The sequence below is a fragment of the Fusobacterium sp. DD2 genome (assembly GCF_018205345.1).
Lineage (GTDB): Bacteria > Fusobacteriota > Fusobacteriia > Fusobacteriales > Fusobacteriaceae > Fusobacterium_A.
This window is the reverse complement of the sequence record NZ_JADRHM010000030.1, coordinates 1-24114: the sequence shown is the minus strand read 5'-3', so window position 1 is coordinate 24114 and position 24114 is coordinate 1. Positions and strand designations below refer to the sequence as shown.

The window sequence follows — 24114 nt, the reverse complement described above, 5'->3', positions numbered from 1 at the left end:
CAAAAAACATTTAACTATGTTACTATATAGTGAAGCAAAAGAGAGGTGTATTATGAAAACAGATAAAGAGTATATAGTTAATTTAATAAAAAAACTTATAGAAGATAATAGATTGGTGAAAGGCACAGTTTCGAATCCTGTAGACAAAAAAATAGCAGTGGAAAGATTAATATAAAGCCTTTGATTATAAAAGATGAGTTGAACATACAGGTAGAAAAATTTAATAATAACAAGGCATATCACGAAAATATCTGTGCTGATGGATTTGTAAATGAAATGGAAAACTATTTAGATGAGTATAAACAGTTTATGATTTCAGCTATTGGAACAGATTATCAGATACTTAAAAATAAAAAAGGTTATAATTTAAAAGAGAGTAAGAACTCAAAAGAAGAGGTTTCTCTAACACATAACAAAAAGAAAAAATACATAATTGAAGAGGGTACACCAGTTCCATTTTTAATAAAACTTGGAGTAATGGGAGAAAATGGTGATGTCTTTAAAAATAGTTATGATAAATTTAGACAGATTAATAAATATCTTGAATTTATTGATGATACAATAAATGAGATGTTAAATAAAAAACTTATAAGTGATAAGATTAAAGTAGTTGATTTTGGATGTGGAAAATCATACCTTACATTTGCACTACATCATTATTTAAAAACTATTAAAAAGATTAAATTTGAAATAATAGGCTTGGATTTGAAAAAAGATGTTATGGATAAGTGTAATAAAATAGCAGCAGACTTTCAGTGTGAAAACCTTGATTTTTTGACTGGAAACATAAAGGATTTTAATAAACTTCAAAATGTGGATATGATATTTTCACTTCATGCTTGTAACAATGCTACAGATTATGCTTTACAGAAAGGTCTTGAATTAGGAGCAAAAGCCATTTTAGCAGTACCATGTTGTCAGCATGAATTTAATGAAAAAATGAGTAAAAACAGAGAGAGCATGTTTTTCAAAATGGATGGATTAATAGGAAAACATGGAATACTTCTGGAAAAATATACTACCCTTGCAACTGATGCATTTAGAGCTCAGGCTCTTGAATTATGTGGATATAAAACACAGGTTATGGAGTTTATTGACATGGAGCATACTCCTAAAAATACTTTAATAAGAGGAATAAAAGAGAAAGTAGAAGTATCACAAATTGGGAAAAAATACATTGAATATAAAGAGTTTATGGAATATCTTGGAATAAATCCACTTTTACATGAACTTTTATCACCATATTATTTAGTGAAAGAATAAAACAGTAATATTGGAGGAAGTTAATGGCAAAGGTTATACTAAAAAACTTAGAAAAGGAATATGATAAAAATAAAGTTCTCCATGGAATATCTTTAGACATTGAGGATGGGGAGTTTATGGTTTTTGTAGGTCCATCAGGATGTGCAAAATCTACAACTTTAAGAATGATAGCAGGTTTTGAAAAAATTACAGGTGGAGAAATCTGGATAGGGGATAAAAAAGTAAATAATTTACCTCCAAAAGATAGAGGGATAGCTATGGTTTTTCAAAACTACGCATTATATCCTCATATGACTGCATATGAAAATATGGCTTTCAGTCTTAAAATGGCGAAAGTTCCTAAAAAAGAGATTGATGAAAGGGTGAGGGAAGCAGCTGAAAAACTTGAGATTACTCCACTTTTAGATAGAAAGCCTAAAGAATTATCTGGTGGACAAAAGCAAAGAGTTGCACTGGGAAGAGCAATAGTTAGAAAATCTGATGTATTTTTATTTGATGAACCACTGTCAAATCTGGATGCAAAACTAAGAGTTTCTATGAGACTTAAAATAACTCAACTTCACAAGGAACTAAAAAAAGAGGGACAAATTGCAACAATGATATATGTAACACATGACCAGGTTGAGGCAATGACTATGGGGGATAGAATTTGTGTTATGAATGAGGGAAGAATTATGCAGGTTGATACACCTATAAATCTATATAATAGACCAAAAAATAGATTTGTTGCCAGCTTTATAGGAAGTCCTGCAATGAACTTTATAAAAGGGAAATTAATAAAAAAAGACAATCTTGTTCTTTTTATATTTGAGAATGAAAATGAGTTTGTAATTCCTGAGACTTATCATAAAAAATTAGAAAATTATATTGATAAAGAAGTTATTTTAGGAATCCGTCCTGAAAAAATAGAAACTGTTGATGTAAATCTAGATGAGGACTCTTATAGTGGTTTGGTCAATATGATTGAAAATATGGGAAGTGAAGCCTTTATATATTTTAAAATTGGAGAGACTGATTTAAAACTTAAAATGGATATTATAGATGATTTAAAAAATAGATATAGAGATTGTATAAAAGTTAAATTTAAAAATGATAAAATTGCAATTTTTGACATAGAAAGTGAAGAAAATATTCTATATTAAAAAGTCTGGCTTATGCCAGATTTTTTTGTTTTTATGTGTGTAATATAGTCTATTTTTCTAATTTAGATACAAAATAATAAAAAAAAGTACTATTTTGTGAATTTGCTATTGACTATTTGAAAAATATTAGCTATATACAAGTATTGAGGATACAGACACTATATAAAAAAACAGGAGTGAGATTTATGAAAAATTACGACATCAGTAAAATAAGAAATGTATCACTTTTAGGACATAGAGGAAGTGGAAAAACTACTCTAACTGAATCATTACTTTATATTTCCAAAGCAATAGAAAAAATGGGGACTGTTGAGAATGGAACTACTGTATCAGACTACGACAAAGAGGAAATAAAAAGAGTTTTCTCTATCAATACCTCAATTATACCTATAGAGTATAATGATATGAAATATAATTTCTTAGATACTCCAGGATATTATGACTTTATCGGTGAAGTTCAATGCTCTACAAGAGTATCAGGAAGTTCTGTACTTGTATTAGATGCTACTGCAGGGGTAGAAGCAGGAGCAGAAAGAGCTTGGAGAATACTTGAACAAAGACTTCAACCTAGAATTATATTTTTAAATAAAATGGATAAAGGATACATTAACTATGAAAAGTTATTACGTGAATTGAAAGAAAAATTTGGTAAAAAAGTTGCTCCTTTCTGTGTACCAATTGGGGAAAAAGAAGAATTCAAAGGTTTCGTAAACGTTGTTGAAATGAAAACAAGAATATTTAATGGTGTAGAGTGTGTAGATGGAGAATTAGATGACTCAATGGATGTATCTGAAGTAAGAGATCTATTACTTGAAGCTGTAGCTGAAACTGATGAAAAACTATTAGAAAAATACTTCAATGGTGAAGAATTTACAATGGAAGAGATTAAAAAAGGACTACACAAAGGTGTTGTAAGTGGTGAAGTTGTTCCAGTAATAGTAGGATCAGCAACAATGGGTGTAGGAGTTCATACTCTTCTTGATATGATAAAAGATTATATGCCACTACCTAATGAGATGTTTAATGGAGAAAGAAAAGGACATGACTCAAAAAATGAAGAGATTGTTAGAAAAGTTGATAAGGATCAACCATTCTCAGCAATTGTATTTAAGACTTTAATTGACCCATTTATTGGTAAAATATCTCTATTTAAGGTTAACTCTGGAGTTTTAAAAAGAGATACTGAGGTTTTAAATCCTGGAAGAAATAGAAAAGAAAAAATTGGACAAATATTTTTCTTAAGAGGAAATAAACAGATACCTGCAGATGAGATATGTGCTGGTGATATCGGAGCTACAACAAAACTTCAATATGCAGAAACTGGAGATACTCTATGTGATAAGGATAATTCAATTATTTATGCAGAGATTAAATTTGCTAAACCTTGTTACTTTGCTGGAGTTGAACCTGCAGATAAAGCAGATGACGAAAAGTTAAGTATGTGTCTTCAAAAAATGACTGAAGAAGATCCTACATTTAAAATGTATAGAAATCATGAAACTAAACAGCTATTAATTGGTGGATTAGGAGAGAAACATCTATATATTACAATTTGTAAAATTAAAAATAAATTTGGAGTTCACGCAGTACTAAATGACGTAATAATGTCTTATAGAGAGACTATTAAAGGTGTTGCATCTGTACAGGGAAGACATAAAAAACAATCTGGTGGAGCAGGACAATATGGAGAAGTATTTATTAAATTTGAACCTTGTGAAAATGAGTTTGAATTTATAGATGATATCCATGGTGGAGTTGTACCAAGATCGTTTATACCTGCAGTTGAAAAAGGTCTAATAGAAGGTAAGGAAAAAGGAGCCCTTGCTGGCTATCCAGTAATTAACTTCAAAGCAACTCTTTATGATGGATCTTATCACCCAGTAGACTCAAATGAAATTTCGTTTAAACAGGCAGCTATTCTTGCATTTAGAAAGGGAATGGAAGAAGCTAAATCAGTTCTACTTGAACCAATTGTTAAGTTGGAAATTACAATTCCTGAACTATATCTTGGAGATATAATGGGAGATATAAATAAGAGACGTGGAAGAATAATTGGAATGGATCATAATGAATTTGGAGAACACGTTTTATTTGTTGAAGCTCCTGAGGTAGAAATGCTTAAATATGCACTTGATTTAAGAGCTATGACACAAGGTAGAGGAATGTTTGTATCTGAGTTCTTAAGATATGAAGAAATTCCTGATAACCTTGCACAAAAAATAATTGAAGCAAGAAAAAATTAATTTGTGTAACATATGTTACTGACTTTCTTTAGATGTTTTTGTAAAATAAAATAAAAACATAGGAGGAAGTTATGCACGAAGGATGTTTAGGAACTTTTAATACAGGAAAAGAGGTACAGCAAAAATTGAGAATGATGGGTTTTAGTGATCAGTTGATGCCAATACCTGCCTATATTAAATGTAAAAAATGCGGTGCTGATATAGTAATGGATACATTTGAATATAAATGCCCAGTTTGTGGGGCTATACATGTAGTTACACCATGTCATGCTTTTGATAGTGATAATATTCAAGTGGTAGAAGAAAAATAAAATTAAAATTAAAATGGGAGATTTAATCTCCCATTTTTCTATGCATTTTAATTGTGAAAAAGTCTCTAAAGTGAGACTTTTTTTTCTTTTTTGATACAAAAATAGTGAGAAAAAAATAAGAAAATTTATTAAAACCCTTTAAAATCAATGACTTTAATTGTTGGCATACAAATTGCTATACATTGTGTAACACATGAATAAGGAGGGTTAATATGTCAATATCATTATTGATAAGTTTTATTGGAATAGTAGTTGGGTTGACACTACTAATATACCTTGTAATGAAAGGGGTAAATATTTTTGTAATAGCAATTTTATGTTCTTCAATAGTTGCAATTACAGGTGGTATGAATTTGTATACTGCTTTAAAAGTCGACTATATGACAGGATTTGTTACTTTTTTTAAGAACAATTTCTTTATATTTTTAGCAGGTACTGCAATGGGAAAAATGATGGAAATTACAAATGGTGCGAAGGCAATAGCGAAAATGATAATTAGATGTTTAGGTAAAGATAGAGCTCTAATATCCATTCCTTTAGCATGTGGGGTTTTGCTTTACGGTGGGGTGAGCATGTTTGTTGCAAGTTTTGCAGTTTTTCCAATTGCATTGGAAGTCTTCAAGGAGGCGGACTTACCAAGAAGATTTATTCCTGCAGCACTTTGTTTTGGATGTAGTACTTTTGCAATGGTTGTTCCTGGAACACCACAAATACAAAATATTATTCCGTCTCAGTATTTAGGAACTGATTTAATGGCTGGTTTAGTTAATGGAGTAATTGCATGTGGAGTAATGTTGGCTTTAGGTAGTTTTTTACTATTTAGAATGGTAAGAAAAGAAAAAGAAGCTGGTGGACATTTTATAGCTAAACCATTTGATACTTTTCAACCGGAAGATATAAATATGCCAAATGGTTGGTTAGCTCTTGTTCCTCTATTAGTTTGTATTATTTCAATTAATATAAAGATAGATGGAAAAAATGTTGTTCCAATCGAAGCAGGTGTATTTTTAGGGACTTTTTTAACATATGTTTTATTGAATAAATATATTGATAACTCAAAAATGATGGAACATTTAGGAGAAACATGTAAAACAACAGTTTTAGCTATTTCAAATACATGTGCTGTTGTTGCATTTGGGTCAGTTGTAAAAGCGACATTAGCTTTCCCTGTAATTGTTGATGCAATGGTAAATCTACCAGGACCAAAGATATTAGGGGCTGCAATAGGAACTACAGTCATTGCAGGGGTTTGCGGATCTGCTTCTGGAGGTTTGGGGATTGCAACACCTTTACTAGGACCAGCTTTTATGGCAAAAGGAATTTCAGCAATGGCATTACATAGAACAATGGCAATTGCATCTGCTGCTTTAGACTCTCTTCCACATAATGGATATATCGTAACAGTAACAAATGCATTATGTAGAGAGACGCATAAAGAGGCATATATGCCAGTGTTTTGGGTGACAGTATTTACACCATTTATAGGGACATTAGTAGTAGTTATTTTATTTACACTTTTCCCTAATTTACCATAATTAATATAGTAATTGGTTTTTTAATAAAGTAGTTCATATAAATAAATTTAGGAGGTTTTACAATGAATAATGTATTATTTGAAGAAAAAGATGGAATAATGTTTATCACAATCAACAGACCAAAGGCATTAAATGCTTTAAACTCAGAAACAATAAAAGAACTAGGGGAAGTAGTAACTTGTGTTGAAAAAAGAAAAGATATCAAGACAGTTATTATTACAGGATCAGGAGAAAAATCTTTTGTTGCTGGAGCGGATATAGCAGAGATGCATAAATTAAATGCAATGCAAGGAAGAGAATTAGCACTTAGAGCACAAAAAGTATTTTCACAAATTGAACAAATGCCTCAAATAGTCATCGCAGCAGTTAATGGATATGCATTAGGTGGAGGGTGTGAACTATCTATGGCATGTGATTTAAGAATAGCATCTGAAAAAGCGAAATTCGGTCAACCTGAAGTAAATCTAGGAATTTTACCAGGATTTGCTGGAACTCAAAGATTACCAAGACTTGTTGGAAAAGGTATAGCTAAAGAATTGATTTTTACAACAGACATGATAGATGCAAAAAGAGCTTATGAAATAGGATTAGCAAATAAAGTTGTTAAACACGAAGAATTACTAACTGAAGCTGAAAATATAGCTAGAAAAATTATGTCAAAAGGAATGTTTGGGGTAAGTTTAGCAAAAGCAGCGATAAATAATGGAATGAATATGGATATGGAATCAGCTTATAAGTATGAAGCAGATATGTTTGGACTTTGTTTTGCTACAGATGATCAAAAAGAAGGAATGGACGCATTTTTAAATAAAAGAAAAGCAAACTTTAAAGATTTTTAAATTTATAAAAAATAATATATAAAAATAAAAAAATGTTATAAAAAGAGAAATATAAATAGGGAGATGTATATATGAGTAAAGTAAGAGTTCTACAGCCGAATGAAGCTGCAGAGTTAGTTAGAGATGGGGTAAATATAGTTACAAGTGGATTTGTTGGAAGTTGTTGCCCTGAAACACTAAGTATTGCTTTAGAAAAAAGATTTTTAGAAACAGGTCATCCTAGAGATTTAAATTTCTATTATGTATCTGCTCAAGGAAATAAAGGGATTAAAGGGGCAGGACATTTTGCCCATAAAGGAATGGTAAAGAGAGTAGTAGGTGGACATTGGAATATGACTCCTGGATTAGGGGAACTATCTATGAATGAGGAGATAGAAGCATACAATTTTCCACAGGGAACTTTATCACAACTTTTTAGAGATATTGCAGGAAAAAGAATTGGGACTATAACACATGTTGGTCTTAATACATATGTTGACCCAAGAATTGAAGGTGGAAAACTTAATAAAAAAACAACTGAGGATTTAGTTGAACTAATAACAATAAAAGGGGAAGAAAAACTGCTTTATAAAGCGTTTCCAGTAGATGTATGTTTCTTAAGAGGAACATATGCAGATGAGAATGGAAATATAAGCATGGATAAAGAGGTTGCTTCATTGGAGATGACTGCTATTGCACAAGCTTGTAAAAATTCAGGTGGAATAGTTCTAGTACAAGTAGAAAAAATAGTTGCTGCAGGATCATTAAATCCCAAATTAGTTAAAATCCCTCATATATATGTAGATGGAATTGTTATATCTAAACCTGAAGAGCATGAACAATGTTTTGAATGTGAATATGATGAGAGTATGACAGGATTAATAAGAGTACCATTATCAGGACTTGATAGTGTAAGTTTAAATCCTAAAAAAGTAATAGCTCGTAGAGCAGCACTTGAATTAGAAAAAGATTCAGTTGTAAATTTAGGAATTGGAATACCAGAATTTATTTCACTTGTTGCAAATGAAGAGGGAGTAGGAGATAGAATGACTCTTACTGTTGAAGCTGGTGCAATTGGTGGAGTTCCACAAGGTGGAATGAAATTTGGAGGATCTGTAAATCCAGACTGTATTTTAGATGAGCCATATCAATTTGACTTTTACGATGGTGGAGGAGTAGATCAGGCATTTTTAGGATTAGCACAAGTGGATGAAGCTGGAAATATTAATGTTAGTAAATTTTCAGGTAGAGTTGTTGGATGTGGAGGATTTATAAATATAAGTCAAAATGCTAAAAAAGTATATTATTGTGGAACATTTACAACTAAAGGATTAAAAGAAGAGATAAAAGATGGAAAATTAACAATAATACAAGAAGGAAGTTCTAAAAAGTTTGTTAAAGATGTAGAACAAATTACGTTTAGTGGTATATATGCTCAAAAAACTAAACAACCAGTAATGTATATAACAGAAAGAGCTGTATTTGAATTGAGAAATGACGGCCTATATATAACTGAAATTGCCCCTGGAATTGATTACGAAAAAGACGTACTTGCCAATATGGACTTTGTTCCAAAGATTCCAAAAGAAGGAATAAAACTTATGGATGAAAGAATCTTTAAAGATGAACTTATGGGCGTAAATTAGGTTAAAATTATTTTATAAAATTTAGGAGGAAAAAATGTATAATTTAAAATTTTCTGAAGAACAAGAAAGAATTTGTCAAATGGTTAAAGATTTTGCAGTAAATGAAGTAGCTCCTGGAGCTAAAGAAAGAGATCTTAATGAGGATTTCTTAGCTACTAGAGATATTTTGAAAAAAATGGGAAAACTTGGATTAATGGGACTTCCTTATGATAAAAAATATGGTGGAGCAGGATTAGGATATGTTGACTATGTTCTTGCAGGATTTGAATTAAATAAAGTAGATGCATCAGTTGGAATTTCTTATTCAGTTCATATCTCTTTAGGAACAGGACCTATATATAATTTTGGAAATGAAGAACAAAAAATGAAATACTTACCTAAACTATGTTCAGGAGAATACATAGCAGCATTTGGATTAACTGAGCCATGTGCTGGTAGTGATGCAGGAGCTAGCCAATGTACAGCAGTGTTAAAGGGAGATAAATACATAATCAATGGAACAAAATGCTTTACAACAAATGGAGAGTTTGCAGATGTAATCGTAGTATTTGCTATGACAGACCCATCATTAGGAACAAAAGGTATTTCTGCTTTCATAGTTGAACCTAAAAACTTCCCAGGGATAAAATTTGTAAAAAGAGAAAAGAAAATGGGAATAAGAGCATCAGTTCAAAATGTAATTGAGATGGAAAACTTAGAAGTTCCTAAGGAAAACTTATTAGGAAAAGAAGGACAAGGATTTAAAATTGCTATGGCAACTTTAGATTGTGGAAGAATTGGTGTAGCTGCTCATGCAACTGGAATTGCAATGGGAGCTTATGAATATGCATTGAATTACTCAAAAGAGAGAGTACAATTTGGAAGACCTATTGCAAAACAACAAGTTATTGCATTTAAATTAGCAGATATGTATGCAAAAATTGAAGCAGCAAAAGCTGTTACATTAAAAGCAGCTTGGTGTAAAGATGAACATCTTCCATATAGTATTCCTGCAGCTGTTGCAAAATTAACAGGAACAAATACCGCAATGGAAGTTACTACTGAAGCTGTACAAGTACTTGGTGGAACTGGATTTACTATGGATCACCCAGTTGAAAGAATGATGAGAGACTCTAAAATTACTCAAATCTATGAAGGAACAAATGAGATTCAAAAACTAGTTATTTCTGGAGCTATTTTGAGATAATTTAGTATATATCACATAAAAAAACCGCACAAAATGGGAGGCTGGAAGTAAATTATTCTTAAGGAATTATTTATATTCCAGCTTTTCTATTACTATAGGAGAAGATAGATGAAAAATATATATGTTATTGTAAGGGATACATTTCCTACAGATGAAATATTAGATAAAACTAAGTTAAACAAAAAAAAGGTGTTAAATCCATATGATGAATATGCATTGTATGAAGCAATTAAATTAAAAAATAGTTGTGGAGGAAAAGTAATTTGTATTTTTATATCAGAAGATGAAGATTATTATGGATTAAAAACTGCTTTAGGATTAGGAGCTGATAAGGGTATATATATCAATTGTAATCCAAAATACGAAAGAGAAATTGCTAAAATCTTAAAAAAAATATTATCAAAAAAAGAATTTGATAGTATTTTTATTGGAATTAGAGATGTCAATAACGATAGAGAAGAATTACCCGCTAGTCTAGCAATTGCTCTTAATATTCCATTATATTCGCATCTACTAAAAGTTTCATATAATGAAGATCTTTTCATTAAGAAAGAGACTGATAGATGTATTGAGACATATAAGATAATTGAAAAGGGAATATTTGCATTTAGTCAAAATGTTTATGAACCACAATATCCAACAATAAGTAGTATAATGGAAATTAAAAATAAAGAAGTTATAGCGTATGATGAATCATTCGTTTTTCATGATAATAGTGAGGTTTTCTTTTATGATGTAGAAAGAAAAAAAGAAATATATACAAAAATTAATAGTGTTGAAGGAATTAATAAAATTATGGATTATTTAAAAAATTGGAAGTTGGTTGAATAAGGAGGCAAATTGAATATATTACTTTATTTGAATAATGAAAATAGATTAGATATTAAATATGAATTGCTAAATATTATTTCTTCTTTTAAAAAACAAAAAAAAGCAAAAATAATTGTTGTAATTACGGCTGATACGGATAAAAGCTTTCTTCAAGAGATAAAAAGATGGGAAATAGAAAAAATTTATGTGATTGATAATAATAATAATTTAGCAGAATATTTTTCAGAACAGCTATGTAAAATCTATGTTTTAGAAAAGATTGATGTAGTAGCTATGAGTAATTCGTTATTGGAAAGAGAGATTGCTCCATTTATTGCAGCTAAAAAAGATTTACTATTTTTTCCAAATGCCATAGAATTTCAAATAAAAGATGAAGATTTAATTTTAAAAAGATTTTTATATGGAACGAAAGCAGTGCAAATAGAAAAAATGCCAAAAAACAGATTTATAATCACTTTTTCAAATAATATATATAAAAAAAATGTAAAGAGTGTTAAAAATTTCAATCCTGAAATAGTAGTGTTAAATACAAACTGTTCTGATAAAATAAATTCTAATAATAATTGTATACTGTGTAGAATTGAGGAAAAAAAATTACAAAAGCATAGTCTTGAAAATTCTAAAATTGTTATTGGAATAGGAAAGGGAATAAAAGGTAAAGAGAATTTCACGATGGTTGAAAAACTTGCAGAACTTTTAGATGGTAGTATTGGAGTAACTAGATCCGTTGTTGATAATGGATGGAGACCTGAATATGAAAAAATTGGTCAAACTGGTAAGATAATAAAACCTGAATTATATATTGGATTTGGTATTTCTGGAGCAATGCAGCATATGGTTGGTGTAAAGCAAGCAAGACATATCATAATGGTGAATGAAAATCCTAACGCAGAATCATTTTATTCTTGTGATTTAGGAATTGTAAGTGACTTATTTAAAATTATACCGGGAATGATTGATTATTTAGAAAAAAAATAGAAAAATCCCTTCTGTAATTACAGGAGGGATTTTTTACTCTTGTACGATGCCATATTTTTTTATTTTTTTATATAATACACTCTTATGAATACCTATTTTTTCTGCAGTAATTCTACAGTTCCAATGGTTATTTTTCAGTTGTGCGATTAAAAAATTTTTTTCATATTTTTCCATCATATCTTGCAAAGTTGAAGAATCACTTTCAGAAAGTGTCGGTGCATGACCGATGATTTTAGCTGGTAGGTCCTTAAGTTCTATTAAAAAGTCATCGTTTATAGCATAAGCACTTTTGATAACATTATCCAACTCTCTAATATTTCCAGGCCAATTATACTCATAGAGACATTTTTTTACCTCTTTTGAGAAACCTGTTACAGTTTTATATTCTATGTTAAGTTTGTTAAGGAAAAAATTAGCCAAATCTAAAATGTCTTCTTTACGCTCTGAAAGAGAAGGCATTTCTATATTTATAACGTTAAGCCTATAATATAGATCCTCTCTAAATAATCCTTCCTCTATCAGTTTTGGAAGATTTTTTCTTGTAGCAGCGATTATTCTTACATCTATTTTAACTGGCTTAACACTTCCAATTGGATCAATCTCTTTTTCTTGTAGAACTCTAAGTAATTTACCTTGCATAGAAAGAGGCATATCACCTATTTCATCTAAGAATATTGTACCACCATCTGCAATGTAAAATTTTCCTTTTTTTCCACCCTTTTTAGCACCTGTAAATGATCCTTCTTCATAACCAAAAAGCTCAGATTCTAAAAGATCTTCAGGGATTGCAGCACAATTAATACTGACCATTAATTTTTTTCCACGGGTACTATTTGCATGTATTGCTTGAGCAAAAACCTCTTTACCAGTTCCAGTTTTACCAGTTATCAGTACAGGAAAATTTGTTTTTGATGCTTTCATTCCTATTCTTTTAACTGCAGTAAATGCTTTAGAGTTTCCTACCATAGTTGAAAAAGAACAAATCCTTTGAGTATTATTTAAATATTGCTCTTTATAGTATTCTAATTCAACATACTCTTTCATAAGCTTTTGAGCTACATCAAGAGTTTGTAGTCTAAATTTAACCTGTGCAACACCAGCAATAACTTCACCATCTTCATTTTCTACATAAGATCTGCTGACAATAGCTCTATTTTCTTTTTCAGTTCCCAAAGTATAATTCATAGTAACACACTCTTCACAATATCTATTTTCCATTACTTCTAACATTTTACTGCTAGGAATAATGTTGAAAATAGACTTTCCAAGTGCTTCTTCCCTTGTTGTCCCAAGAAAATCACAGTATTTGTCATTGATATGAATTACTTCTCCACTTCTGTTAACTACAATAAAACCGTCATCAGTCATTGATGATAGTCTTTCAAAGATATGCATATGTAAATAATTATTTTTATAAATCATATCCAACTCCTACTTTAATACTTTATTACTGCATATAATATGATATCATAAAAACAACAATATTTATAGATATATTCAAATAAAATGTTTTATGATTTATAAAAAGACATTATTAATATATTTTTGAATACAATAAAAACTAAATTGCAGCTTTAATTCTATTTAATGCTTCTTTAAGAATTGATTTTGGACATGCAAAGTTTAATCTTATATATCCTTTTCCCTCTTCTCCAAACCAGTGACCATAGTCAATTGCAACTTTGGCTTTATCCTCAAAGAATTCTTCTATACTCATGTCTTTTGGAATAATGCCACTTACATCTATCCAGGCAAGATAAGTTCCTTCAGGAATTACATATTTAGCAGCTGGAATATTTTCTTTAAGATATGAAGCTATATATTTTCTGTTATCATCCAGATATTCAATAACAGCATCTAGCCATTCTTCTCCCTCATTGTATCCAGAAGTAATTGCAGCTGTACCAAATGAATTTGGATTTTCAATTCTAACATTTCCAAGAGATTTTTTAAATCTATCTCTTATCTCTTTATTTGGAATTAAAATAATTGAAGTTTGTAATCCAGCTAAGTTAAATGTTTTACTTGGAGCTGTACAAACTATTACGTTATTTTTATATTTCTCATCCAAAGTTAAAAAAGATGTAAAATGACTATCTTTATAGATTAAGTCAGAGTGTATCTCATCTGATATAATAAGAACGTTATGAGCAAGACAAATATCAGCTAATTTTGTAAGTTCCTCTTTTGTCCATACTCTACCTACAGGGTTGTGAGGATTGCAAAGAATAAATAGTTTAACGTTATTATCTACTATTTTCTTTTCAAAGTCTTTAAAATCTATCTCATAGTGACCATCTTTATCTATTAATGGATTAACTATAATATTTCTTTCATTGTTTTCTGTTGTCATTCTAAATGGGTGATATACAGGAGTTTGGATAATTACATTTTCTCCTTTTTTAGTGAAAGTCTGTACCATAAAACTTATTGCTGGAACTACACCATTTGTAAATACTATCCACTCTTTTTCAACAACTGCATTTTTTCTTCTTTTGTTCCAGTTTATTATGGCGTTATAGCATTTATCATCAGGAGCTGTGTAACCAAGTACACCATGGTTTATAATTTCACTTAGACTGTCTAAAATAGGCTGAGCAACTTTAAAATCCATATCTGCAACCCATAATGGCAGTAAGTCTGTTTTATTGTTAAAAGTCCCTTTATATATCTCAGGATTCCATTTTTTAGAAAGAGTATTTTGTCTTTCAATTACCTCATCAAAATTATACTTCATCTTGTCCCTCCATTATTTTAAAAATATATAAATAAATTTTAGCATATTTTAATTTTAAAAGAAAGAATATAGTAAGAAATAATGAGAGGAGTTGTAAATAGAAAATATTGACAAGTAAGAATATTTGGGTTATCCTTAAAATAGCGGGAGAGTTAATAACAACTGTATTTAACGTTAAAAGGGAGGGGTAATTTTGGATAAAATAGAAAAATTAGCTGAAATAATAAAGAATAGCAAATATGTTGTTGCCTTTACAGGTGCTGGTGCTTCTACAGATTCAGGACTGGCTGATTTTAGAGGAAGAAATGGGTTATATAGTCAGAGAAACTATATGGGATATGAACCTGAAGAGATTTTAAGTCATGACTTTTTCTTTAATCACAGAGATGTGTTTGATAAATATTTAGAAGAAAAACTATCTATAAATAATATTAAGCCAAATGCTGGTCATAAAGGACTTGCTGAACTAGAAAAAATGGGTATATTGAAAGCTGTAATTACACAGAACATAGATAATTTACATCAGGATGCAGGAAGCAAAAAGGTATTAGAACTTCATGGTACATTAAAAAAATGGTACTGCCTGGATTGTGGTAAGACATCTGATAGAGCTTTTGATTGTGAGTGTGGGGGAATAGTTAGACCTCAAGTTACACTATATGGTGAGATGCTTGATGAAGATATAGTAGAACAGGCAGTAAAGGAGATTGGAAAAGCAGATACACTTCTTATTATAGGAACAAGTTTAACTGTATATCCAGCAGCATTTTATATTAACTACTTTAAAGGTAAAAATTTGATAATTATAAATGAAACTGAAACACCGAGAGATAACATGGCGTCACTTGTAATAAGAGAAAAATTTGCTGATGTTATGTCAAAGGTTATAAGCATAATTAAGGAAAAATAAATAGTTAAAATAAATTACTACTTTTTTTTAGCCTTTTATAGTATAATTTACGTATACTTAGATTTGAGGAGGACTAAAGATGAAGAAAATACTTATATTAGCATCTATGGTTTTTTTATTTGCTTCTTGTACAGAACTTCAAGTTGCATCAAAAAAGCAGGAGCCAAAGAGTGTTACTTTAGCTGAAATTGATAAAAATGATTATGTTTTAACTAACTTATATCCTGAAAAAGGGATGACATTAGGTTTTGATGCACAGGGAAGAATTTTTGGATATTCAGGACTTAATAGATTCTTTGGTAAAGCCACAGTTTTTAATGGTAACATTAAAATAGAAAATCTTGCAACAACAAGAATGAGTGGACCTAGAGATGCAATGATTGCTGAAGCTCAATACTTAGCAATGCTAAATGATATGACAAAGATATCATTTGATAAAGATAAGCTTGTATTATCTAATGAAAAAGGGGAAATATTGATTTATACAATAAAAAAATAACATAGTTTAGGTGAAAGAAGATATGAATAATTTAAAAGAACAGATGAACTTCCTATTTGAAATTGACAAGGTTAAGACTATTTTAAGGCAGTCAGTGATATTAGGAGATACTAGTAGACGTGAAAATGACGCTGAACACAGCTGGCATATGGCTTTATGTGCAATGACCCTTGGAGATTATGTGGAAGTTGAACCTGTAAATATGGAGAGAGCATTAAAAATGATACTAATCCATGATATTGTTGAAGTATATAGTGATGACACACCTGCCTTTTCAAATTTTTCCAAAGATGAAAAGTTTCGTAAAGAACTGGCTGCAGCTGAAAAAATATTTGGTCTATTGCCAGGAGAACAGGGAAAAGAATTTTTAAAATTATGGCTTGAGTTTGAAAATATGGAAACAGCTGAATCAAAATTTGCCAATGTTTTCGATAGATTTCAAGGCTTTATGCAAAATCTTACTTCTGATGGACATACGTGGAAAAAATGGGATGTTACTGAAGATATGGTCACTAAAAGATTAGAACCAATTCTTAAGTATGCACCTACTTTGTATAGTGAGGTGGTACGTCCAGCAATAGATGAATATATTACTAAAGGAATAATTAAAAAGTAATAGAGAGAATATGGTTTTAGTTTGTTAGTTTTTTACGTAAGAGTTCTTTGGAGGGTTTTATGGGATTTATTAAATTTTTAGAGAATCTATTCAAAAAAAATGATGAAGTGGAGAAAAAATTAAACGAAAAAATATCTAATTTAGAAGCAACAATTTCTAGAAAGGATAAGGAAATTTCTGACTTAATAAATGAGATTGAAAGAATTAACCAAACAGGTGGAAATTTAAATAATAAGCAGATGGAATTGATTGAAAAGAATATAAAGGAAACAAAGGAAGAAAGTAATAGATTGAAGTCAATTTTAGAAAGATATAATATACCGATTACTAGGGAGAAATACTACTATAAAATTGAACTTGATAGATTTTTTGTTTCTGCTAAATTTAAGGAACTTGTTGAGTATCTTGTAAATGCTAATGTACACTATGTACAGGACATTACAAAAGAGATTTTAGCTGGAATTCCAACTGATATGAAAAATTTAAATGAAGCAAAGTCAAAGCTTGATGACTTTTGGTCAAAGGATTTCATTGAATGGGATATTGTTACTTATATGAATAAAGGTGAAAAAGTAACAAAAATTTATGCAAAAAGTAGGAAATTTACAAATAACCTTGCTGAAGAAAAGATTGAATATATTGAGGATATGAAAAACTATGATTTCTCAAGACTTACAGTAAAAGGCTTTAAAAACAAAAAAATTGAGGAATTAAAAAAATTAAGAGACGATTTTTATGCTGAAAAGAGAGTCTCATTATAAGGAGTACATATGAAGAATATACTAATTGGGGTAACAGGAGGAATAGCTGCTTATAAGTCAGCAAATATAATTTCAAAACTTAAAAAGAAAGGTTACAATGTAAAGGTTATAATGACAGAAAATGCTACTAAAATTATAACTCCATTGACTTTAGAGACTTTATCTAAAAATAGAGTCTATGTTGATATGTGGGATGAAAAACCTCATTTTGAAGTTGAACACATATCTCTTGCTGAATGGGCAGACGTAGTACTTATTGCTCCAGCTACCTATAATATAGTTGGAAAGGTTGCTAATGGAATAGCAGATGATATGTTATCAACAGTTATTTCAGCATCTGTTAAACCTGTTTATTTTGCACTTGCTATGAATGTTAATATGTATAATAACCCTATTTTAAAGGAAAATGTAGAGAAGTTAAAAAAATATGGTTATAAATTCATAGAAGCAGATGAAGGATTTTTAGCATGCAATACAAATGCTAAAGGAAGATTGAAGGACGAGAATGAGATTATCTCAATAATTGAGAATGATATGTTAGAAAATGAAGTTCCTCAATTATTAAAAGGGAAAAAAGTTCTTATAACTGCTGGAAGAACAGAGGAAGCAATCGATCCAGTTAGATATTTATCTAACAGATCAAGTGGCCAAATGGGTTATTCTCTTGCCAAGGCAGCTGTTAAAATGGGTGGAGAAGTGACTTTGGTATCTGGGCCTACTGACTTACCTAGACCTGAAGGTCTTGCTGAATTTGCACAGGTAAGAAGTGCACAGGAGATGTATGAAGCAGCTATAAAAGTATTTCCAACAGTGGATGTTGCAGTTGCTTGTGCTGCTGTTGCAGACTATAAACCTAAGACATATTCAACTGAGAAGATAAAGAAAAAAGATGAAGATTTAGTAATTGTCTTAGATAGAAACCCAGATATTCTATTTGAAATGGGAAAAATCAAAGATAAACAGTTTTTAGTAGGTTTTGCTGCTGAAACACAAAATATAGTTGAAAATGCACTTGGAAAATTCAAAAGAAAAAATCTTAATATGATAGTTGCAAATAATGCTCATAATATGCAAAAATCAACAAATGAGATTTTAATTATAAAGGGAGAGAATGATATAAAAACTCTTCCAGAAGAGAGTAAAGAAAAGTTAGCATATTCAATTTTAAATGAAATTAAATTCTAGATAAAAGAGGCTGTTGCTAATTTGTAAAAGATAAAATTCTTTAAGCTATAAATTTTTTCTATTTATATTGCTTACAGAAAGAAAATTTGAAACTCACTGCGTTCAAACAGTCAAATTTTCAGTATTCTGTTTCGCTTCATAAATTACGAAACAATTTCTAATGCCAAGAATTTTATCTTTACAGGTTTAGAAGTTCAACAGCCTTTTTTTATTTGTTATACTTTTTTAAGGCATTTGTAAATTTCTCAATAAACCAATTTCTAAGAGAAAGAGGCTCCAAAATCTCTATTTCATCTAAAAAATAGGAAAAATATCTTTTTGCCTGATGCTCTGAGCATTTAAACTCATATACGTCTCCATTGACAGAGAGAGTTTCAGGTCTATTTAAACCGACATTTGCAAGTAAAGTTTTCCCAAATGGTGTTAAGATTGCTTTTATACGTTTTCCTTCTGATAAAAAGGGATCAAAATTTTTAATGACATTTTCAATGAAATTTTTATCTTGCCACTCTCGTGTCTCTTTAGTAATATAAATGACATCTATATGGTTGAACTTGTAGTTTTTATATTTATCTTCCTGAAAGTCATAGCAAAACAGATAGTTGGCAAGTTCTAATTTTGATGTTCCAATATAAAATGGAAGTACTGTTGTCTGTCTCTTATCTTCAAATCTTATCTTTATTACTTTTTTTTCTTTAATAGCATATCTTATTCTCTCAACATTTTCCTGAAATACAAATAATTCTCTGTTACTTTTAGACTGATGAGCATACTTATGAATAAGCTTTCTTATAAAGTCAGCTTCTACTTGAATTTTTCTCTCCTGAAGAAAATCATAGTATATCTCTCTATTCTTTTTATTAAGATTAAATTGGATAACTGTTTTTTCTTCTGGAATTTCCTGATAGTCATCTATTTTTTCATCTTTTAAATGTTCAAAGATATAGTTTATTAGATAGTTTTTAGTAATTTTAAAGCTTGCTGCATCAGTTTCTAAAATTTCAGCAATGCTTTTATTTAGTGTAACTCTGATTTTCTTTTCCATTTTAAATCCTTCCTTCTTTTTCTTTTATTCTACCATATATAGGGAATTATTTAATAATTTAAAAGAAAAAAATCCTCTTTTTCTCTTTTAAGTAGCAGATGAGGACTTTTTATGTTACAATTTATATATGAGGTCAGCAAAGAGAATTAGATGGAGTTTATATATCTTCTGTGCTGTAAAAATATTACATATAATTTGAGGTGTATGAATGAAAATAAGGTTTTTTGGGGAACTTAACTTAAGAAAATCACAGTATGACACTATAGTTCATCTTCAAGATAGAGATATAATTTTAGACTTAAACTTGGAAAATGTATTGGGGACTAGAAATTGGATAATCAGTTATGATAATTATGTATCTAAAATTTCCAGTTTTAGAAAAGAGATTGAAAGAGAGATACATGAAAATTATAAGGAAAAAGGAATAGTCAAAGAATGGATTGACTATCATATTGAGGAACTGAAGTTTAAAGATGAGGAATTAGATGACTTGCTAGAGGTAAAGTTTAAAAATTGTTCACTTGAAAATAAGCTTTTTTCTCTTTTAAATCTTTCAAGAATAGGATTGTATCCAGGTGATGAAGATTATGCTGTTTGGGATTTTATACTTGATGGAGAATTAAGTGATGAAATATTAGTTGTAATAACTGATATCGATGGAGATTTGATTGATTTTGCATGGGAAACAGAAGGAGAATGATATGGAAAATACAAAAATGAAGAGAGGATTTGTCCTATATGAAGGGACTACATTTAATTTTACAAAATTAAAAGAGATTTTAAAATCAGAATGGGATATTGATGTAAATGGAGAGGAAAAAGATAATACTCTTTTATTTAATGTTGGAAATAATATTATAAAATTAAGCTTTATGGATGGAGTAGTTCCAGAGGGTGAAGCGGAAAAATGTGCAAAGAATAATCTTTTCTGGGAAAAAGCAGTTGAGGAGGTAAAAAAGCATAATACTCATCTAATTGCTGAAATAAGTGGAGGAAAGGATCCAGTAAAAACTGGAAAATTATTTGTTAAAATTGCATCTGCAGCTTTAATGATGGAAAAGGCTATAGGTATATATGTTTATCCAACAGTTATGGAAGCAAAGATGTATATTGATATAGCACAGGAGATAAAAGAGAATGAATTTCCTCTATTAGATCTTGTTTATTTTGGTTTTTACAAGACAGATAATGGAATATGTGGTTACACTGAAGGGATGAATTTTTTTGATAAAAAAGAGATTGAGATAGTAGATTCCGATATTGATTTTACAGATGTATTTGATTTTTTAATTGATGTGGCTAACTATGTAATAGTCTCTGACGTAAAATTAAATGATGGTGAAACTATTGGATTTTCTCCAGAACAAAAACTCCCAATTACAGTATCAGAAGGGGTATCAGTTGAAGGAGACAGTGTTAAAATAGGATTTGAAAAGGCTAATTTAGCTTAATATTATTGAAAAGACTAAGGAGAAGTTGTTATGACAATGCTAACATGGTTTATTATTGGAGTTGTTCTCCTGGGAATTGAACTTATAAATTTTGGTTTGGTGTCTATATGGTTTGCTATAGGTGCTTTTATTACAATGTTTTTTACTGATTTTTCTCTAAAAGTTCAAATAGGAATTTTTGTTATCACTTCTGCACTATTTCTTTTCCTTATAAGAAGAGTAGCAGTTAAACACATGAAAGGAAGAAGTAAAGAACTTGATAGAATTACATCTAAAAAGGTAAAAATAGAGAGTATCAAAAACAGAGGAGACTCGATAATTTATAATGTAAGACTGGATGGCAAATACTGGGAAGCAATTGGAGATTACTCATTTAATATTGGAGATATTGCTATAGTTAAAGAGATAACTGGAAACAAACTTGTATTGATCCCAGTTGATGAAAGATAGCAAAAGGGGGAAGTTATGTTTTTTTTAATATTTTTACTTATATTGATAATTATTATTTTAATAGCTCTTCATGTAAGAATCGTAGCTCAGTCTCAAGCATATGTTATAGAGAGATTAGGTGCATATCTTACTACATGGGATGTGGGACTAAATGTTCTGGTGCCTTTTTTAGATAGAATAGTAAAAAAAGTATCTTTAAAGGAGCAGGTTTTAGATTTTCCACCTCAACCAGTTATAACCAAGGATAATGTAACTATGCAGATAGACTCTGTAGTATATTTTCAGATAACAGATCCAAAGCTATATACTTATGGAGTTGAAAAACCTTTAAATGCAATTGAAAATCTTACTGCTACTACATTAAGAAATATTATTGGTGAACTTGAACTGGATCATACTTTAACTTCCAGAGATACAATAAATACAAAGATGAGAGCAATCTTAGATGAAGCAACTGACCCATGGGGAATAAAGATTAATAGAGTTGAACTTAAAAATATTATTCCACCTGCAGAGATTCAGGACGCAATGGAAAAACAGATGAAAGCTGAAAGAGAGAGAAGAGAGGCTATATTAAGAGCAGAAGGGCAAAAAAAATCTTCAATTCTTGTAGCTGAAGGAGAAAAAGAGGCAGCAATTCTTCAGGCTGAAGCTAAAAAAGAAGCTCAGATAAGAGAAGCTGAAGGTAGAGCAGAAGCGATATTAAAAGTACAGAAAGCTCAGGCAGAGGCAATAAAACTTTTAAAAGAGGCTGGTGCTGATAAAGCTGTCTTAGCACTTAAAGGAATGGAAGCAATGGGAAAGGTTGCTGATGGAAAGGCAACAAAGATAATAATTCCAAGTGAACTTCAAAATGTAGTTACTTTAAGTGAGATATTTCATGAAAGTAAAAATAAAGTAGAGTAGTAAAAAAAGCTGTTGCAAATATGTAGAAATAAAATTCTTGGGCATTAGAAATTATTTCGTAATTTATGCAGCGAAACAGAATACTGAAAATTTGACTGTTTAAACGAAGTGAGTTTCAAATTTTCTTTCTGTAAGCAAGATAAATAGAAAGAATTGATAGCTTAGAGAATTTTATTTTTATAGTTTTATAAATGTGACAGCTTTTTTTATTTTCTTATAAAAATAAAGGTAGAATTTTAGAAGATTTTACAAAAAGTATGATAGAATAGGTAGTGAAAGTACAACGTAAAAAGAGGAGAGATAGATGGAAATTAAAAACTTTATGAATTTTATTGAAAAAAGCAGTACAGCTTTTCATGCAGTAAGTAATTTAAAGGAGATGCTTGATAAAGCAGGATTTAAAAATTTAAATGAAGGAGTAACTGTAGAAAGAGGAGGATCATACTATAAAGTTAGAAATGATTCAGCTATAATAGCTTTTAAAGTTCCAGAGAATGAGAATTTTGGTTCATTCAGATTAGCAAGTGCTCACTCTGATTCACCATGTTATAAAGTAAAAGCTAATCCAGTTATATATAAACAAGGTTATACTCTATTAAATGTTGCACCATATGGCGGAATGATACATTCTACATTTTTTGATGTTCCATTAAAATTGGCAGGAAGAGTAGCTTATCTTGATAAAGAAAATAATGTTAAGACTAAACTTATTGATTATGATAAACCAAATGTAATGATAGCAAATCTTGCAATACATTTTAATAGACAGATTAATAATGGATATGAATATAAAGCAGCAAAGGATATAGTACCAATTTTAGGACTAGGAGAGATTGATCTTTTAAAATCAATAAAAGAGGAATTTAATATTGATGGAGAGATAGTATCTCATGATCTTTTTGTATGCAGTGCAGCTAAACCATATGTGTGGGGAACAAATAATGAATTTATAAGTTCACCTAGACTTGATGACTTAGAATGTGCTTATGCATCAGTTAGAGCTCTAATAAATTCTAAAGTTAATGAGGTAGCAATGGCTCTTATATTTAACAACGAAGAGGTAGGATCTTTATCATATATGGGTGCAAATTCAGACTTCTTATTTACTGTTTTAACAAAAATTAGAGAGGATCTTAAATTATCTGAAAACTGGTTATATGAATCTTTAGAAAGAAGTTTTGTTATAAGTGCTGATAATGCTCATGCATTACACCCAAATTATACTGAATCTTATGATATGAATAATCTAACAATGATAAACCAGGGGCCAGCTATTAAATTTAGTCCAAGTCAAAAGTATACAACAGACTCTGTAACTGCTGCTAAATTTATAGCTCTATGCAAAGAAAGCGGAGTTAACTATCAATGTTTTGAAAATCATTCAAATGTATTAGGGGGATCAACACTTGGAAATATCTCTATATCACAAGTATCTATTCCATCAGTTGATATAGGTCTTCCACAACTTGCAATGCACTCTTCGTGCGAAACTGCAGGTACAAAAGATTTTGTTGATTTGATAAAAGTACTTGAAAGACACTATTCTGTAAAATAACATTATTTACGAGGCTATTGCATTTTTTATAAATTTGCAATAGCCT

23 protein-coding genes are annotated in these 24114 nt (G+C 30.0%); 20 read left to right on the top strand and 3 right to left on the bottom strand.

Features of this window, described 5'->3' with window-relative positions; all coding sequences use genetic code 11:
* The first annotated feature begins 180 nt into the window (after nt 1–180).
* The 10 genes from IX290_RS06235 to IX290_RS06190 all read left to right on the top strand — a co-directional run bounded on the left by IX290_RS06235 (nt 181) and on the right by IX290_RS06190 (nt 11953).
* Complete coding sequence (locus IX290_RS06235) at nt 181–1263, top strand: SAM-dependent methyltransferase (protein ID WP_249168963.1); 1083 nt, start codon at nt 181–183, stop codon at nt 1261–1263.
* A gap of 23 nt (nt 1264–1286) precedes the next feature.
* Nucleotides 1287–2405, top strand: a complete 1119-nt coding sequence (gene ugpC / locus IX290_RS06230) for a sn-glycerol-3-phosphate ABC transporter ATP-binding protein UgpC (RefSeq protein WP_211492349.1) — start codon at nt 1287–1289, stop codon at nt 2403–2405.
* A 185-nt stretch (nt 2406–2590) separates the two neighbouring features.
* The gene (gene fusA / locus IX290_RS06225) at nt 2591–4648 is read left to right on the top strand and encodes an elongation factor G (protein ID WP_211492348.1); all 2058 of its coding nucleotides are present in this window, start codon (nt 2591–2593) and stop codon (nt 4646–4648) included.
* A 71-nt stretch (nt 4649–4719) separates the two neighbouring features.
* Complete coding sequence (locus tag IX290_RS06220; protein ID WP_211492347.1) at nt 4720–4959, top strand: hypothetical protein; 240 nt, start codon at nt 4720–4722, stop codon at nt 4957–4959.
* Nucleotides 4960–5171: 212 nt separating this feature from the next.
* Nucleotides 5172–6494, top strand: a complete 1323-nt coding sequence (locus IX290_RS06215) for a GntP family permease (RefSeq protein ID WP_211492346.1) — start codon at nt 5172–5174, stop codon at nt 6492–6494.
* Between the two features lie 62 nt (nt 6495–6556).
* Nucleotides 6557–7333 carry an enoyl-CoA hydratase-related protein gene (locus IX290_RS06210; protein WP_211492345.1) on the top strand — a complete coding sequence of 259 codons (777 nt, stop codon included), beginning with the start codon at nt 6557–6559 and terminating at the stop codon, nt 7331–7333.
* A 71-nt stretch (nt 7334–7404) separates the two neighbouring features.
* Complete coding sequence (locus IX290_RS06205; RefSeq protein ID WP_211492344.1) at nt 7405–8958, top strand: CoA-transferase; 1554 nt, start codon at nt 7405–7407, stop codon at nt 8956–8958.
* Between the two features lie 34 nt (nt 8959–8992).
* Entirely contained in the window at nt 8993–10144 is a 1152-nt protein-coding gene (locus IX290_RS06200; RefSeq protein ID WP_211492343.1) for an acyl-CoA dehydrogenase family protein, read from the top strand.
* A gap of 108 nt (nt 10145–10252) precedes the next feature.
* Nucleotides 10253–10975 (top strand): electron transfer flavoprotein, encoded by a 723-nt coding sequence (locus IX290_RS06195; RefSeq protein ID WP_211492342.1) that lies wholly within the window; start codon nt 10253–10255, stop codon nt 10973–10975.
* 27 nt (nt 10976–11002) lie between these two features.
* Complete coding sequence (locus tag IX290_RS06190) at nt 11003–11953, top strand: electron transfer flavoprotein subunit alpha/FixB family protein (RefSeq protein WP_249168874.1); 951 nt, start codon at nt 11003–11005, stop codon at nt 11951–11953.
* A gap of 33 nt (nt 11954–11986) precedes the next feature.
* Here IX290_RS06190 and IX290_RS06185 read toward each other — a convergent pair whose 3' ends face one another.
* Nucleotides 11987–13375, bottom strand: coding sequence for a sigma 54-interacting transcriptional regulator (locus IX290_RS06185; protein ID WP_211492340.1), 1389 nt, complete (start codon nt 13373–13375; stop codon nt 11987–11989).
* Between the two features lie 139 nt (nt 13376–13514).
* Nucleotides 13515–14690: a MalY/PatB family protein gene (locus IX290_RS06180; RefSeq protein WP_211492339.1), complete on the bottom strand. Its 1176-nt coding sequence runs from the start codon at nt 14688–14690 to the stop codon at nt 13515–13517.
* A 190-nt stretch (nt 14691–14880) separates the two neighbouring features.
* On the opposite strand from IX290_RS06180, the gene IX290_RS06175 reads away from it, so the two are divergent.
* The 5 genes from IX290_RS06175 (at nt 14881) to coaBC (ending at nt 18661) form a co-directional block, all read left to right on the top strand.
* Nucleotides 14881–15600 carry an NAD-dependent protein deacylase gene (locus tag IX290_RS06175; RefSeq protein WP_349290745.1) on the top strand — a complete coding sequence of 240 codons (720 nt, stop codon included), beginning with the start codon at nt 14881–14883 and terminating at the stop codon, nt 15598–15600.
* A gap of 79 nt (nt 15601–15679) precedes the next feature.
* The gene (locus IX290_RS06170; protein WP_211492337.1) at nt 15680–16099 is read left to right on the top strand and encodes an META domain-containing protein; all 420 of its coding nucleotides are present in this window, start codon (nt 15680–15682) and stop codon (nt 16097–16099) included.
* A 22-nt stretch (nt 16100–16121) separates the two neighbouring features.
* Complete coding sequence (locus IX290_RS06165) at nt 16122–16715, top strand: HD domain-containing protein (RefSeq protein WP_211492336.1); 594 nt, start codon at nt 16122–16124, stop codon at nt 16713–16715.
* A 59-nt stretch (nt 16716–16774) separates the two neighbouring features.
* Nucleotides 16775–17476: a hypothetical protein gene (locus IX290_RS06160; RefSeq protein WP_211492335.1), complete on the top strand. Its 702-nt coding sequence runs from the start codon at nt 16775–16777 to the stop codon at nt 17474–17476.
* A 9-nt stretch (nt 17477–17485) separates the two neighbouring features.
* A complete protein-coding gene (gene coaBC, locus IX290_RS06155; RefSeq protein ID WP_211492334.1) occupies nt 17486–18661 on the top strand; it encodes a bifunctional phosphopantothenoylcysteine decarboxylase/phosphopantothenate--cysteine ligase CoaBC in 1176 nt (391 codons plus the stop codon).
* Between the two features lie 208 nt (nt 18662–18869).
* Here coaBC and IX290_RS06150 read toward each other — a convergent pair whose 3' ends face one another.
* Nucleotides 18870–19706, bottom strand: coding sequence for a WYL domain-containing protein (locus IX290_RS06150; RefSeq protein WP_211492333.1), 837 nt, complete (start codon nt 19704–19706; stop codon nt 18870–18872).
* A gap of 208 nt (nt 19707–19914) precedes the next feature.
* On the opposite strand from IX290_RS06150, the gene IX290_RS06145 reads away from it, so the two are divergent.
* The 5 genes from IX290_RS06145 to IX290_RS06125 all read left to right on the top strand — a co-directional run bounded on the left by IX290_RS06145 (nt 19915) and on the right by IX290_RS06125 (nt 24068).
* Entirely contained in the window at nt 19915–20406 is a 492-nt protein-coding gene (locus IX290_RS06145; protein WP_211492332.1) for a DUF2004 domain-containing protein, read from the top strand.
* 1 nt (nt 20407) lies between these two features.
* Nucleotides 20408–21157, top strand: coding sequence for a DUF4261 domain-containing protein (locus tag IX290_RS06140; protein WP_211492331.1), 750 nt, complete (start codon nt 20408–20410; stop codon nt 21155–21157).
* A gap of 30 nt (nt 21158–21187) precedes the next feature.
* Nucleotides 21188–21607, top strand: a complete 420-nt coding sequence (locus tag IX290_RS06135; RefSeq protein WP_211492330.1) for an NfeD family protein — start codon at nt 21188–21190, stop codon at nt 21605–21607.
* A 15-nt stretch (nt 21608–21622) separates the two neighbouring features.
* Nucleotides 21623–22513, top strand: a complete 891-nt coding sequence (locus IX290_RS06130) for an SPFH domain-containing protein (protein ID WP_211492329.1) — start codon at nt 21623–21625, stop codon at nt 22511–22513.
* Between the two features lie 304 nt (nt 22514–22817).
* Nucleotides 22818–24068, top strand: coding sequence for a M18 family aminopeptidase (locus IX290_RS06125; protein ID WP_211492328.1), 1251 nt, complete (start codon nt 22818–22820; stop codon nt 24066–24068).
* The last annotated feature ends 46 nt before the right edge of the window (nt 24069–24114 follow it).